Below are 14,413 nucleotides of genomic sequence, written 5' to 3'. Positions count from 1 at the left end.
GATATTAGACCGCTTCAATGGCAGATCTAATCGCCGTAAGCGCATCATCAGCCCCCGCGACATTTGTCCCGCCCGCTTGCGCCATACCAGGTTTTCCGCCGCCGCGCCCGCCGACTTTTTCGGCTCCCGCATTGACCAAAGTCGCCGCATTATAGCTCTGGGTCAAATCATCGGTGACGGCGACGGCCACCGCGACTTTGCCGTCGTCTTTCGCGACAAAGGCCACAATGCCCGATCCAATTGCGGAAATTTGTTCGTTCAACATCGCGCGCAAATCTTTGCCCGACACACCGTCGAGGACGCGTGCCATGACTTTTACGCCGTTGATGTCTTCAACCGACGTCGCACCCCCGCCGCCGCCCATGGCAAGTTGCTTCTTAAGCTCGGATATGTCTTTTTCCATTTGCTTGCGTTCAGTCAAAAGCGCCTCAAGCCGTGTTGGCACGTCCTCTGGTTTGGCTTTGAGCGTATCTGCCAGGTTTTGCGTAATCGCGGCGCGACCCTCAAGGTAATCCCGCGCCAGTTCGCCTGTGACGGCTTCAACCCGGCGAATGCCAGCGGCCACCGCGCCTTCCGAGACGATTTTAAATAGGGCAATATCGCCTGTGCGCTCGACATGGGTGCCTCCACAAAGCTCTACAGAATAGGGCTTGTCAGCGTCTGCGTCCAAAGGCTCGCCCAGCGCCAAAACGCGCACTTCATCGCCGTATTTTTCACCAAATAGCGCCATAGCGCCCGCCTCAATCGCGGCATCAGGGGACATGAGTTTCGTATCAGCGGCGGCGTTTTGTTGGATGACGGCGTTAACTTCGTCTTCGACCTTTTTTAGCTCATCCCGGGTAATGCCGGCCCCATGGGAGATATCAAACCGGATACGTTCGCCGTCAACCATCTGCCCTTTTTGCGATACATGCGGACCAAGCACACGGCGCAGCGCCTCGTGCATAATATGGGTCGCCGAATGGTTCGCCATCGTGCGTTTGCGGTTGTCGGGATTGACGCTGTAATGCGCCTCATTGCCGACCTTTATAGTGCCAGAAAGCGTCCCAATATGAACATGAACGTCGCCTGCTTTTTTCAGGACATCAGTCACAGTGATGCTGGCGCCATTGTCAAACGTCACAACACCTTTGTCTCCAGCTTGGCCTCCGCTTTCAGCGTAAAACGGTGTTTTCGTGCTGGCGAACATGACCTCTGTATCCGAGGCTTCTGTGACAGCGTTTCCGTCCACGACCACTGTGTGAATTGTATCGGTTCCGTCCAAGCTTTCAAATCCTGTAAACTCTGTGGCACCAAATTTTTCGCGCGCGGCCAGCCAAATATCATCTGTTCCCGCGTCACCCGATTTAAAACCCGACGCTTTAGACGTCTCTTTTTGTTTGGCCATGGCTTTGTCAAAGCCGTCTGTATCCACAGTAATGCCGCGAGAGCGCAGCGCGTCTTGGGTCAAATCAAGTGGAAAGCCGTAAGTATCATAAAGCGTAAAGGCCGTTTTCCCGGGCAGAACATCCCCGTCTTTCAATCCTTCCGTGGCGTCATCAAGCAGTGCGGTACCGCGACCCAGTGTGCGGCGAAAGCGCTCTTCTTCTTGCTCGAACGTGGCCTCAATACTGGCTTGTGCGCGACCAAGCTCGCCATAAGCATCGCCCATTTCGGTGATCAGGGAAGGGACAAGACGGTGCATCAACGGGTCTTTCGTTCCCAAAATATGGGCATGACGCATCGCGCGGCGCATGATGCGGCGCAGAACATAACCTCTGCCTTCATTGCTGGGGCTAACCCCATCGGCCATTAAAAATGAGCAAGAACGCAAATGATCAGCAATCACGCGGTGGCTAAATTTCGCGTCGCCTTGTGATTTTACACCCGTTAAGTTCTCTGACGCCGCAATCAGATTCTGAAACAGATCGATGTCATAATTATCGTGTTTGCCTTGTAAAATAGCGGCCGTACGCTCTAGGCCCATGCCAGTATCGATAGACGGTTTGGGCAAAGGTTTTTGCACTCCGTCTGCGCCTTTTTCAAACTGCATGAAAACCAAATTCCAAATCTCGATAAAGCGGTCCCCATCTTCATCGGGCGAACCTGGGGGGCCGCCGGGAATATCAGACCCGTGGTCATAGAAAATCTCAGAACAGGGCCCGCACGGCCCCGTGTCACCCATGGCCCAAAAATTGTCTGATGTGGCAATGCGAATGATACGGTCATCGGACAGCCCAGCAATTTTTTTCCAAAGGGCCGCCGCTTCGTCATCTGTGTGATAAACGGTGACGAGCAGTTTGTCCTTATCCAGACCAAAATCGCGTGTGACCAAATTCCACGCATGTTCGATGGCTTGATCTTTGAAATAATCACCAAAGCTGAAGTTACCCAGCATTTCAAAAAACGTATGGTGACGCGCCGTATAGCCCACATTATCAAGATCATTATGCTTCCCGCCTGCGCGTACGCATTTTTGGCTAGAGACTGCGCGCGGCATGGGCGGGGTCATGGCGCCCGTAAAATAATCCTTAAACGGCACCATGCCTGCGTTGACAAACAAAAGCGTGGGATCGTTATCGGGCACGAGCGGCGCGGAAGGGGTAATGTCATGGCCATTACCGCCAAAATACGACAGGAATTGGGATCGGATATCGCGAACGCTGGTCATAAACATCTCTTTGTTCAACCGCCTGTGACAGGCCGTGTGATTTAGACAAAACATATAGAAACAGCAGGGCGTTAAGCCAAGGAAAGTTTTTATTATTCGCTGTGTGTTTGACCTCGCTTTTAGGCGCTGTGTGGAGATTAAGCATAAGCCATGCGGTATTGCCCGCGCTTGTGCTTAACAAGGCGGTCTTTGATTTAACGATGGCCTCACACGGGCGGCGCTGGGCCTTGCGCTTTTTGCCTGACTAAACCGGGTGGTCGAGAGATTGGAGTGCTTGACGGCTCACCGGTCTCGCTTTTGTTATCGGCGAGGTTAGCGGATTGTGTCCGCTCCGCAGACGTAAAATCATGTGGAGTGACTGGCACTGGCTTTTCACAGCTTATCGACGGCGCGCAGGCCGTTGGCTCGGCGGTTTTTCTGCATGCTTTTCTTGCTGATTCACAGGCCTCACCGCGCGGAATGGCGGCCCAGCGAAATTGACCGAGGCTATCGGTTTTAAACCGATGAGCATTGCCCGTTTGCGGCGGATTTGAGGTGTCCGAATGGCGGGGTCGTTGTCGTTTTGCTTGGCGGGCTTTGGCTTTTCGTAGCAAGCGACTGGTCGTCATGCGTTCTCGCCACCGCTTGGCTGCCCACCATCCCCCAAGTTCTGTGTAAACCCGCGCGCGCCAAATGGGGTCAGATAACATCTGCGCCTTTAGGATAATGTCGCGATTGTGCCGCTCAATCGATAAAAGCAAACGGTAAAGCCGTATGATCATCGGCGCGCGCGAGGTTAGCTGCGCCAAGCCCGCGTCCGCCGCAACAGCCGCAAAGAACGCCGTAACCCGCAGCGCAATTAAGGCCCGTAGCGAGGAGGTATCAATCACGGCATTATGGTCAGACGATGGGTTCACCCGCAAACATTATGGGGCAAAACAGCAAGGGGAGGCTAAATAGAGACTTGCCCACCCTTAAACGTAAAACGCTCGCCCCAAATAATATAGGGCGAGCATTTGTTTGCTGTGATAAATCTGACTGTCGTTGGTGCTTTACTGTATCGATTGGCGGAAGCCGTCTTTTTCAAACCAATAGGGTGCGCGTTTTGAGTTGCCCGTGTGGACTTCGTTCAGTGTTTCGGCCTCATATAAACGTCCGCCAATCATGACGTGTTCAATATTATCGGTATGGCGAATATCGTCCATCGGATTGTCAGATAATATGACGAGGTCAGCGAGTTTGCCGCGCTCTAGACTACCAATATCATCAAGGAAACCCAAATGCTCGGCTGGCGCTGTGGTGGCGGCGCGTAGGGCCTCGACAGCGGTCATGCCGCCGCGGGCAAAGCTCCACATTTCCCAATGCGCGGCAAGACCTTCGCGTTGGCCATGCGCGCCGATGGCGACCAAGACGCCCGCATCAGCCAGCTTTTTGGAGGTCGCGCCGCTGACCGCATCCACGAAATCCTCATCGGGGGCCGTAATGCGGCGCACGGCGCGGGCTTGTAGAACATCGGCGGGCACATGTTTGGATAGGATGGGATGCTTCCAAACGTCGGACTCTTGATAGAAATAAAGCTCCCCACTCATCCCGCCGTATGTCACAGCAAGCGTCGGCACATAAGCGACCTTTGTCTGGCTATAAAGCTGTATCACATCATCATAGATTTGGGATTGCGGCAGGTTATGTTCAATCGATGTGTTTCCATCGACCACCATGGACATATCCATATGATAGAGGGAACCGCCCTCGGCCACGACCATAATGTCGTTATCGCGCGCCGCTTTGACGACTTGTTGGCGTTGTTCGCGGCGGGGTTGGTTATAGTTTTTCACACCATGAGCGCCTTGATTTTTAAGGCGGCTGACGTGTTCTTGGGCGTCGTCTTCATCCGAAATAGAGGCAAAGAAGCCAGGTGCTTTCGCGCCGTAGATAATTTCGCCTGTTGAGAACAGACGCGGGGAGATGATTTTGCCCGCGCGTTGCATTTCCGCGGCTGGAAAGAAGGCCGCCGCGCGTGTGGATGGGTCAAATATCGTCGTCACACCCAGCGCTAAATGGCCCATAGCGGACCAGTTTTGTTGCGGCGTCAAATCGCCGACCCCTTGCGGGCCGTGGGCATGGGCATCGACAAGGCCCGGCATGATTGTTTTACCTTTTAGGTCAACGGTTGTGGCGTCTGTTGGAATTTGGACACTCTCGCCCACCGCTTTGATACGGTCACCGTCGATGAGGATAGTGCCGTTTTCAATCACGCCGCCGTCTTTACTGGCCATGGTAATGATGCGCACATTTGTCAGCGCGACCAAGCCGTCGGGCTTTGCGGCGGGCACATCCAACGATAATGACGTCCCGCGCGTGGGTGGGATGTAATCGTCATTGGCAAGCGCTTTGGCGGCATCGACAGAATATAAATTCGGGCCGAGCGTCCAGTTTATCGTTGCGCCGTCCTCTGACCAACTGGGATATGTGGCGCCGCCGTCGGATAATTTTGTGACGGGCAGGGCGTTTGCACTCGCCCCTGCGGCGACATTTTGCGGGCCTGATAAGGCCGGCATAACGAATAGATTATAGTTTTCGCGAAAGGCGATGTGCTTGCCCGATGGTGATATTTGGACGCTCTGCGCGAGTTTGGCACTGGCGTGGACACGTTCTTGATCCCCCAATAGGTTTGTCGAGATGAGCGCGCGATTGCCGTCTCTGCCAGCGGTGAAGAAGATACGTAAATCATCTGCGCCGAAATGTGGGTGACTGCCGGAGCCGCGCACTTTCACAGGCTCTGATCCGTCCAAGGCCATGACATAAATGCCGGGTGCGTCTGACCAACGGTCATCGGTTAGGTAGCCGCCGCTGCTTTTTTCATAGGTGATGTAATCGCCGTCAGGTGACACGGCGGGGCGGCGAAAATGGCCAGGGTTTTGGGTGAGGGTCGTGATTTTCCCACTGGCAATATTCATGCTGTGTATCGCGCCAAGGTCATCATCATTCCAAGTCACGAAAGTGAGCGTTTTGCTATCGCGTGACCACGCGGGATCAAGCTCGTACATCGTATCAGGAAGCTGTGTGAGGCGCGTGGCAATGCCGCGACCATTTTTAATATAGAGCTTTCCTAGGCTTTCAAAAATGGTGCTCTTGCCATCGGGCGAGACGGCCGCATAGCGGGGCATTTTCGTCTCGAGCGTGTCAGGTGACACTTCGGTTTTTGGACGCGGCGGGGCCATGATTTCGCGGCTATCTTTAACCCGAAAATCAATGTGGTCTATATCGCCTGACGTCACGTCAACAGAATGGATTTGACCCCCGGCCCAAAAGTATAATGTCTGGCTATCGGGGCTCCAGTCCATATTGGGGTAGACGCCGTAGACGGCCCAAGTTTCTTGCATGTCTTGGTCAAGATGGTCAAATACCATGCGCTCTTCGCCTGACTCTAAATCTTTGATAAATAACATAGATTTCGCGCGGACACGTTTCACATAGGCAATGGATTTGCCGTCGGGTGAGGGTGTCGGGCGCACGGCCCCGCCTGCGCCGCCGACCGCGTCAGACACCTCGCCCGTTTCCATATCGTATTTTTTAATCTCGAACAGCTGCGTATTACTGTCTTGGGCATATTCAAAAATGGGCCCAGATGTCGTGTTGGCGGTGTAATAAACATAGCGGCCGTCGGGGCTGAACATCGGCTCGCCAATTTCTTTTTGGTGTGCGTCAGACGGCTTTTTCGTCAGTTGCACACCAGAGCCGCCCGATGTGTGATAGAGCCAAATCTCGCCGGTCCCAAGAGAGCGCGATGTGGTGAAATGTTTACGCGCCGCGATAAACTCTCCGTCTGGTGACCATGTCGGATTGTTCAAAAGACGAAAGCTCTCATCTGTGACTTGTTGCATGTCAGATCCGTCTGCTGCCATCGTCCAGATATTATCCCCGCCCGCCCGGTCGGACGTAAAGGCAATGCGCGACCCGTCGGGGCTAAAGCGCGGCTGGATTTCCCACGCCATGCCAGAGGCAATGTTAGTCGCTGTACCGCCGGTGACGGGGATGGTGTAAATGTCACCTAATAAGTCAAAGGCGATAGTCTTGCCGTCGGGCGACACGTCAAGGCTCATCCATGTGCCCTCGGTCACATTAATTGGGACGGATTTCTTTTTACCAGGTGGGTTGTTCACGTCCCATTTTGTATCGTCTTTCTTGCTATCAGCCAGGACTGGACTGGCGACCAATGCGCCACCAATCAAAAGGGCCGTTGTCGCTAAAAGGGCTTTGGTAAAGGTCATGGGAATCTCCGTCATGCGATGTAGGGGGACAGGCTAGCTCTTGCGGCTAGCTCTGTCGTTAAGTCTCGCCTGATAAGCGAAATGAAGTCATTATTTAGAAACGGCCCGCAGGCATCTTTGCTTAGAAGCGGCCCGCAGGGCCGGGGAACACAACGGGGGTCGCATGGCCGTCTTTTGATACCGCTGATACACCAAAGAAATAATTGTCGATAACTAGGTTTTCAAAGGTCCACTCGGATACATTGCCGACATAGCGGGAATGGGTCCACTCTGGTGCCGTGGTTTCGCGCCAATGCACGCGGTACCCCGCCAGGTTTTCAGCTGGCTTGCCTGTGGGCCGCTCCCACGTCAGCTTGGCCGACGCCTCCACCGCGCCAGACGCTTCGACATTGCTTGGGAAGGGCGGCGCACCCGCCATACCTGCAAGCGTCAGTGCATTAAGCGCGGTAAGTTTCGCCGCATATGGCCCGTCTACACCGTCCATTGTATCGCCGTAAGGACGCCCGTCCTTACTGCGTAAATCTTGATGCTGGCGGTCGTAATGCTCGTGGGACTCCATGATGCGTATGCCCGGGATGCCGACATCGTTAAAAGGCCGGTGGTGTCCGCCGCGGCGGTAACGGTCGAGGCGGTAGACCATATTAATATCCAAATTGACCATATATTGGTCGCCTTGGGTTTTGATATAACGCGCGAGGTTGCGCGAGGGGCTATCGACTTCGCCGCCTGTAAAACGGCGGATGCGGGCTTCCTCTGGCGTCTCATTCGCGCGGGTGCCTTCTGAGAAGACGCGCACAACAGAATTATTTACGACCCCGTCAATGCCCGCGATATTAGATATCATATCGTTATTCAAAACGCCTTTAATCTCCCAGCCTTCTTTGAGGGCATGATCAGCGACAATTTTCCCGCCGAACAGCCCCTGTTCTTCGCCCGACAGCCCTGCATAGATGATGCTGCCTGCATATTTTCGTTTGGATAATATACGCGCGGCCTCGATTGTGCCTGCCATGCCAGAGGCATTATCATTCGCACCGGGGCTATCGTCCGTCCCGTTAAGCGGGTCCGTGACACGGCTATCGATGTCGCCTGACATCATGACAAAGCGGTTGGGGTCGAGCGTGCCGCGTTGTATCGCCAGCACGGATACGACCTCTGTGGGCTCTGGAATACGACGTTCACCCGATATTGTGTCAGAGACATAGATGACCTCTAGGCAACCGCCGCAATCAGCCGAAATTCGCTCAAATTCTTCGAAAATCCAGCGCCGCGCTGCACCAATGCCCTGTGTGTCCGACTCAGTTTCAGACAGTGTATGGCGCGTCCCAAAATTTACCAGCGTTTGAATATCGTCCACAATGCGCGTCGCCGAGGGGGCGGTGGCAATATCATATAAATCCAGTACTTCTGAGGGGGGCACGGCGTTGGTGCTACCTTGGGCTTGCGCGCAAGAACTGAGGCTAAAGCTAGCGGTCGCACAGAGTGTCGTCGTCAGAAGAGTAGAGAGGTAACGCATAGTAATCCTAGGGGTTAAGCGGGTACGGGACGGGGTGTTGTGGCATGGCGGAGGACATCAAAATAGCTGTCTTTTATCTCCATTGTCTTGTCATGACCTTGTGCAGTCATATGTCTGTGCAAGGCTTTCAGCCGAAAACACGGCACATACATATAGGCGTGATGTTCCACATGATAATTCACCCAATAGGGGGCAAAAAATATGCGCTCTATGATATTGGCACGGGTCGTGCGTGCATGGGTCAGCGGATTATCATCTGTGCTGGTCATGGCATGTTCCGCGATATTGCGAAGGCGCAGCACGGCAAAGAACCATGTGGTTAGCGGCAGTAGCCAGAGCACAAAATAAGCCCACCACGCCCCCACAGCTGTTAGCCCCGCAAACATCACGAGATTAATCATAATCATTGGCCAAGGGGACCGGCGCTTGAACGCGTCGCTACCCGCGACATTTGTTTTCTTAGTACGGGCCATCAATAACCGTAAAAACGTCTGTCCTGTAATATCGCGAATAAATTTACGGCATAGGCTTTCACGGCTGACGGGAAATTTGGCCGAGAGCGGCAAGTCGGGATCATCCGCGCTTTGAGTAAATTTGTGATGCTGTAAATGATAACGGCGATAAGACAGCATATCGCCGCCGTAAGGTCCCGCGAGTAAATATTGACCGACAAAATCATTGACGCGGCGGTTTTTAAACAGGGCGGCATGGGCGCTATCATGCATTAAAATCGCCATACCGTGCTGGCGCGATCCAATGATTAAGATGCAAAGCGGGATAAGAACAGGGTAGGTGATGCCGATAAACATTGCCGCACCAATGACAGCCCAAACATGAAAAACGAGCCAGGCGCCCCATAGGTTTGACCGTTTGGATAATTCCCGTTGCGATTGTTTGTCGATGTATTCCATGCACGCTCCCTTGGCTGCGCAGGATGTTCGGGAAAAGCCAATGTGTCAATGTCGGGAAGTGTCACAAATCGGTGTTTGCGGGCCTAAAACTGGTGACATTCACGCTTGATACGCTAAGCTCATGTTATGACAAAATTTATCACACCCCTTGCTATCGCCCTTCTTTCAACAACCGCGCTTGTCGCTTGCTCTAATGCCGATGCGCAAAAAACGCCTAGCACAGCCCCAGCCGCAACAGCCCCAGCTGCATCTGGACCAGTTATTGCCGCCTCTGCCGTTATTAATGACAGCATTGATATCGCGCCTGTCGGTGATGTCACGGACGTCACGGATCAGGTCAGCATAGAGACATGGATTGATGATTTAGACGCGCCTTGGGGCATCACGTTCACGGCAGCGGACACAGCGTTAATCACACAAAAATCAGGTGAGTTTTTCATCTATGAAAACGGGACACTGTCCCAAATTTCAAATGTACCCGAAGTCAATGACGGCGGGCAGGGCGGCCTAATGGATGTGACGCTTGATCCCAATTGGCCCGAGGAAGACTGGATATACCTTAGTTTCTCTCATCCCAAAACACCGGGTGCGGGCGAGGCGATGACCAAGGTTATCCGTGCCAAGTTACGGGACGGCGCGCTCAGCGGTATTGAAACACTCTTTGAGGCTAAACCAGAAGATTACGTTAAGCGTCGTCATCACTTTGGGTCCCGCATTACCTTTGACGCGGCCGGGCATTTATATTTCTCTATCGGTGACCGCGGCATCATGGCTGACGCGCAGGACATCACCAAGCCTAACGGCAAGGTGCACCGCATTAATCGTGATGGGTCCATACCAGCGGATAATCCCTTTGTTGATGACGCGACCGCCTATGCCAGTATTTACAGCTTTGGTAATCGTAATCCCCAAGGCCTGATTATTCACCCTGATACAGATGTGCTATGGTCGACGGAACACGGCCCAAAGGGCGGTGATGAGCTTAACGTTATTCGCCCGGGTGTGAATTACGGCTGGCCGGAAATTTCCTACGGCATTAATTATAACGGCACCGTCTTAACAGAGTTCACGAAAAAACCGGGCATGGCCCAACCCATCAGCCAGTGGACACCGTCCATCGCGGTCTGCGGTTTGGATGTTTACAAAGGTGATTTGTTTGGTGACTGGGACGGCGCGTTGCTCGTCGGGGCGTTGGCCTATGAAGAAATCCGCTTGGTACGTGTTGACGGTGAGCGATATAAAGATGAGCAGATTATCATGCAGCAAGAGGGTCGTGTGCGCGACGTGACTGTTGGGCCTGACGGTGCGATTTACGCCGCGGTAGAAGATAAAATTCTGCGCCTAACGCCGGCGAAATAGGGATGCCATTTTGGACATCAAAATTGGTCGAGGGGTACCAAGCTTTTCGCGCCGGTGATTATGCCGCGCAGAAATCGCTTTATGAAAACCTCGGTAAAGAGGGCCAAGCGCCAAAGGTGATGATTATTGCCTGTGCCGATAGCCGCGTCGATCCGACCGACATTTTCCACGCCTATCCGGGAGAGATGTTTGTGGCGCGAAATGTTGCCAATATCGTGCCGCCGCTCGACGAAACGGACGGCTTTCACGGCACCAGCGCGGCCATTGAATATGCGGTTAATGTCCTAAAGGTCGAGACGATTGTCGTCATGGGTCATGAAAGCTGCGGCGGTATTCAGGGTTGCCTTGACGGGGCAGGGGACGACCCATCGGGTGGATATGTCGCCAAATGGGTGTCATTAATCAACGGTGTGCGTGACCGTATTTTGGCAAAAAATTACCCAGAAGATCAAATCACGCTGCAAATGGAATTGGAAGTTGTGCGCCAGTCTATCGCGAATTTAATGACATTTCCTTTTGTCAAAGCGGCAGTCGATGCTGGCGGGCTAAGCCTGAAGGGGGCCTATTTTAGTATAATCCAAGCCCGCTTAATGATGCTGGGCGATGACGGGGACTTTTATCTTGTCCCCGATATGTCAGCTGGATAGCTGCGGTAGGATTGACCGTATTGTAGGCATAACGCCGACATCGGACTGCACTTTATAGGCCGTCATACCAAGCGCCTTGGCCGCATCGACATTGGCTTGGGTATCATCAAAAAAGACGATATCTTGGGCTTTGAACCCTGTGCGGTCTATCACGATTTGATAACAATGGGCGTGAGGTTTGACGGCGGCGATTTGGTGGCTAGCAAAAATATGATCAAACATCGGTTCTAGCGGCAGGTAGCTCAGCAAATGATCCCAATGCATCGCATTCGTGTTGGACAGGCACGCTGTTGTGAAATGTCCGCGCAGCCCCTTAATCATATCAACAACGCCGTCAAACGGCTGCCCGACCCAGAGGCGCCATTGCAGTTTAAACTGCGCACGCGTGAACGGCAGTCCAAACAGCTCTATCATGTGGTCGGAAAATACATCGTCAGAGATTTCGCCGCGTTCATAGGCAAGGCTGACTTGCGAGCTTGCGAAACGTTTGGCCGCCTCTTCTCGGCTTAGACCGCTGAGCGCGGCTAATTCTGTGATTCCTGTCCAGTCGACAACAACGCCGCCCAGGTCAAATAATATTAGTTTGCTCATCGATTGCCCCCACATACTCAGTCGATTGATTCATCTCAATTGCGGCGGAATACACTTAGCCGCCGTCAAAGTGAAGCGTTAAGTTTTAATGGCTAACGTCAACTGTAATGCAGGTTTAGATTTGGTTAAATTATACCGCAGAGGCAGGACGTGCGCTTGCTTTGGCGTGCCACGCCCAAAGCGCGGTCAGGCTCTCATCGGGGCTGGCTTTCACCCATTTTGAAAAATCAATCGTGACAAGGGCCGTGATGTCGGCAAAGCTGTAATCATCAATGGCAAGGTTTGGGGACTTGGCAAATTGTGCGTTCATATCCTCGTAAAAATGCATGAGGCGGGTACGCCCGCGCTCGGCGAGTTCTGGCAATTGCTCGATATTGCGCGGGCCTGTCATGGCGCGACCTTTCATATGGGGCGAGCTATTGCGCAGGATTTCAGCCACCGCCGATAGCCCTTCAAATTCGACCCGCCAATTCCATTCCAAGACGCGGGCTTTTTCCAGTGCCGTGACACCCATAAGCGGCGGGTTTGGGTAGGCGGCTTCGACAAAGCTGGCGATGGCAAGGTTTTCTGAAATCGCTTGGCCGTCTTCTGTGACAAGGCAGGGGACAGCGCAGCGCGGATTTATTTTGGCAAACTCTGGCGACATTTGCTCGCCTTTGCGCAGGTCAATTTCGACGGTCTTATAATCAACGCCCTTTTCCGCCATAAAAATACGGGCCCGGCGTGGACTTGGTGCGGTTTGGCAGTCATATAATGTTAGCATGAAATCTCCGTTTGATATCTATGAAAAGGCTACCGCATGAGTGAGCAAGGTTCAATAAAGACCGTTCTTAATCCGAAAGAAAAAGATATTGGCGAATTTTCTGTGCGCCGCGCACTGCCCTTTATTCAACAGCGCAGCGTTGGGCCGTGGGTCTTTTTTGACCATTTTGGTCCCGTCAGTTTTAAACCCGGAGAGGGGATTAACGTCCGCCCGCATCCGCATATCAATCTGGCGACTGTAAGCTATTTGTTTGAAGGCGAGATTTTTCACCGCGATAGCCTCGGTAATGCGCTGCCGATTCATCCCGGTGCGATAAATTTGATGGTCGCGGGACGCGGTATTGTTCATAGCGAACGCACGCGGGACGCACTGCGAGAAAGCGGCTATGATTTGCACGGCTTGCAATTGTGGATGGCGTTACCCGAAGCGGATGAAGAGGTGGAGCCCGCCTTTTACCACACACCCGCCGATGACATACCCGTGGTCACATCGGACGGCGTGAGTTTGCGCGTGATGATGGGGACCGCTTTTGGGGTGACTTCACCCGTCAAGACCTTTTCCGAGACGCTCTATTTTGAAGCGGATATGGACGACGGCGCGTCTTTTGACGTGCCGAACTCACCCGAGCTTGGCGTCTATGTTGTACAAGGTGAAGCGGATATTGACGGGGAGACAGCGCCGATAAACGCCATGAGTGTGCTAGACTTATCGGCTAAGACGATAACAGCGCGCGGCAAAACACGGCTAGCCGTGATCGGCGGCGCGCCGCTGGGCCATCGTCATTTGAACTGGAATTTTGTTTCAAGTCGCCGAGAGCGGATTGAGCAAGCGCGTCAGGATTGGAAAGCCGGGCGGTTTGACAGCGTCCCAGGCGATGATGAGGAGTTCATCCCACTGCCAGAGTAAAGCTAGCCCGCAGCGATAAGGCCGTAAGGATCGATACCGTTTTCGTGGCACATCGCGTGTACTTCTTGGTAAACGCTGGGCGGGGCAATGCCGAGACGCGCGCGCGCTGCATCGAGAGGCTCTGATAGCAGGGCGACGATATCTTGCTCAATAATCTTATGGGCGGCGTTGCCGTGACGTTGGCCTTGACGCACAGATTTCAGTGTCGGCGCATTTTTAGGCAGCGTCTTTTTCATTTCAAGCGCGGCCATATAGCCAATGAAGAGGCTGCCTTTGCCGCGGTTTTGGCCATAAGAAAACCCTAGCACACTGGCTTCACCCAGCGCGTCGCGGCCGTACCCTGTCAGGATATGAAACAAATCATGGGTGTCGCGGCGGCGATTACCATACCACTGCATTTGATCATCATAGCGGGGATAGCCGCTTTCATCGTAAAAGCGGTCATATTCCGCCACCAGCCCCGCTGCGGTCAGCCCTTCGCGCTCCATAAAGGCGACATAGGCTTGCCCAACAGAGCCCTCTGGCAGTTGCTTTAGGCTGTCATGGTCATCTAAAACATCGGGGAGATAGCGGTGATCAGCATAACGCTGCTTGCCAATATCAGAGGTCAAAAACGCCCGTGCATCGCGCTCAAATTCTTTGCCGTCCAGCGCGATGATAATCTCAAAGACTTGGCGCGTATCTTCTTTATCGGCGATCAATTTGCGGAAATGGCGCATCGCCTTTAAGGGCCGAATGGGCATATTGGGGCGGTCAGCGTGTCTAAACGGTTTTGTTTCCATAAAGCCTCATAACACAGGAGCCGACGTAATCAAACATC

11 protein-coding genes are annotated in these 14,413 nt (G+C 53.4%); 3 read left to right on the top strand and 8 right to left on the bottom strand.

Translation table 11 applies throughout. The features are described from left to right. Nucleotides 1-4: 4 nt before the first annotated feature. The 5 genes from alaS to AB6B37_RS09420 all read right to left on the bottom strand — a co-directional run bounded on the left by alaS (nt 5) and on the right by AB6B37_RS09420 (nt 9,327). Nucleotides 5-2,650, bottom strand: a complete 2,646-nt coding sequence (gene alaS / locus AB6B37_RS09440) for an alanine--tRNA ligase (protein ID WP_371395524.1) — start codon at nt 2,648-2,650, stop codon at nt 5-7. Nucleotides 2,651-2,856: 206 nt separating this feature from the next. After that, a complete protein-coding gene (locus tag AB6B37_RS09435; RefSeq protein ID WP_371395523.1) occupies nt 2,857-3,519 on the bottom strand; it encodes a hypothetical protein in 663 nt (220 codons plus the stop codon). A gap of 162 nt (nt 3,520-3,681) precedes the next feature. Next, a complete protein-coding gene (locus AB6B37_RS09430) occupies nt 3,682-6,900 on the bottom strand; it encodes an amidohydrolase family protein (protein WP_371395522.1) in 3,219 nt (1,072 codons plus the stop codon). A 121-nt stretch (nt 6,901-7,021) separates the two neighbouring features. After that, nucleotides 7,022-8,416 (bottom strand): M28 family metallopeptidase, encoded by a 1,395-nt coding sequence (locus AB6B37_RS09425; protein WP_371395521.1) that lies wholly within the window; start codon nt 8,414-8,416, stop codon nt 7,022-7,024. A gap of 14 nt (nt 8,417-8,430) precedes the next feature. Next, a complete protein-coding gene (locus tag AB6B37_RS09420) occupies nt 8,431-9,327 on the bottom strand; it encodes a fatty acid desaturase family protein (protein ID WP_371395520.1) in 897 nt (298 codons plus the stop codon). Between the two features lie 126 nt (nt 9,328-9,453). Between AB6B37_RS09420 and AB6B37_RS09415 the strand changes: the two genes are divergently transcribed. Then, nucleotides 9,454-10,686, top strand: coding sequence for a PQQ-dependent sugar dehydrogenase (locus tag AB6B37_RS09415; RefSeq protein ID WP_371395519.1), 1,233 nt, complete (start codon nt 9,454-9,456; stop codon nt 10,684-10,686). Nucleotides 10,687-10,688: 2 nt separating this feature from the next. Next, nucleotides 10,689-11,333, top strand: a complete 645-nt coding sequence (locus tag AB6B37_RS09410; RefSeq protein WP_371395518.1) for a carbonic anhydrase — start codon at nt 10,689-10,691, stop codon at nt 11,331-11,333. On the opposite strand, the gene AB6B37_RS09405 is transcribed toward AB6B37_RS09410, so the two are convergent. Together AB6B37_RS09405 and AB6B37_RS09400 are read right to left on the bottom strand one after the other, a co-directional pair. Then, entirely contained in the window at nt 11,322-11,924 is a 603-nt protein-coding gene (locus AB6B37_RS09405; RefSeq protein ID WP_371395517.1) for an HAD family hydrolase, read from the bottom strand. The genes AB6B37_RS09410 and AB6B37_RS09405 overlap by 12 nt on opposite strands. Before the next feature lie 130 nt (nt 11,925-12,054). Further along, the gene (locus AB6B37_RS09400; RefSeq protein ID WP_371395516.1) at nt 12,055-12,687 is read right to left on the bottom strand and encodes a glutathione S-transferase family protein; all 633 of its coding nucleotides are present in this window, start codon (nt 12,685-12,687) and stop codon (nt 12,055-12,057) included. A gap of 36 nt (nt 12,688-12,723) precedes the next feature. Between AB6B37_RS09400 and AB6B37_RS09395 the strand changes: the two genes are divergently transcribed. Next, the gene (locus AB6B37_RS09395; RefSeq protein ID WP_371395515.1) at nt 12,724-13,593 is read left to right on the top strand and encodes a pirin family protein; all 870 of its coding nucleotides are present in this window, start codon (nt 12,724-12,726) and stop codon (nt 13,591-13,593) included. Nucleotides 13,594-13,595: 2 nt separating this feature from the next. On the opposite strand, the gene AB6B37_RS09390 is transcribed toward AB6B37_RS09395, so the two are convergent. Next, nucleotides 13,596-14,375 (bottom strand): Coq4 family protein, encoded by a 780-nt coding sequence (locus AB6B37_RS09390; protein WP_371395514.1) that lies wholly within the window; start codon nt 14,373-14,375, stop codon nt 13,596-13,598. Nucleotides 14,376-14,413 lie beyond the last annotated feature (38 nt).

This window comes from Fretibacter rubidus, from assembly GCF_041429785.1.
GTDB classification, from domain to species: domain Bacteria; phylum Pseudomonadota; class Alphaproteobacteria; order Caulobacterales; family Maricaulaceae; genus Fretibacter; species Fretibacter rubidus.
This window is presented reverse-complemented; position numbering and strand designations above follow the sequence as displayed.

Coding starts and splice junctions, on each gene's coding strand:
- AB6B37_RS09390 (WP_371395514.1), bottom strand. CDS start 14,375: ATGGAAACAAAACCGTTTAGACACGCTGACCGCCCCAATATGCCCATT.
- AB6B37_RS09420 (WP_371395520.1), bottom strand. CDS start 9,327: ATGGAATACATCGACAAACAATCGCAACGGGAATTATCCAAACGGTCA.
- AB6B37_RS09430 (WP_371395522.1), bottom strand. CDS start 6,900: ATGACCTTTACCAAAGCCCTTTTAGCGACAACGGCCCTTTTGATTGGT.
- AB6B37_RS09425 (WP_371395521.1), bottom strand. CDS start 8,416: ATGCGTTACCTCTCTACTCTTCTGACGACGACACTCTGTGCGACCGCT.
- AB6B37_RS09415 (WP_371395519.1), top strand. CDS start 9,454: ATGACAAAATTTATCACACCCCTTGCTATCGCCCTTCTTTCAACAACC.
- alaS (WP_371395524.1), bottom strand. CDS start 2,650: ATGACCAGCGTTCGCGATATCCGATCCCAATTCCTGTCGTATTTTGGC.
- AB6B37_RS09410 (WP_371395518.1), top strand. CDS start 10,689: ATGCCATTTTGGACATCAAAATTGGTCGAGGGGTACCAAGCTTTTCGC.
- AB6B37_RS09405 (WP_371395517.1), bottom strand. CDS start 11,924: ATGAGCAAACTAATATTATTTGACCTGGGCGGCGTTGTTGTCGACTGG.
- AB6B37_RS09395 (WP_371395515.1), top strand. CDS start 12,724: ATGAGTGAGCAAGGTTCAATAAAGACCGTTCTTAATCCGAAAGAAAAA.
- AB6B37_RS09400 (WP_371395516.1), bottom strand. CDS start 12,687: ATGCTAACATTATATGACTGCCAAACCGCACCAAGTCCACGCCGGGCC.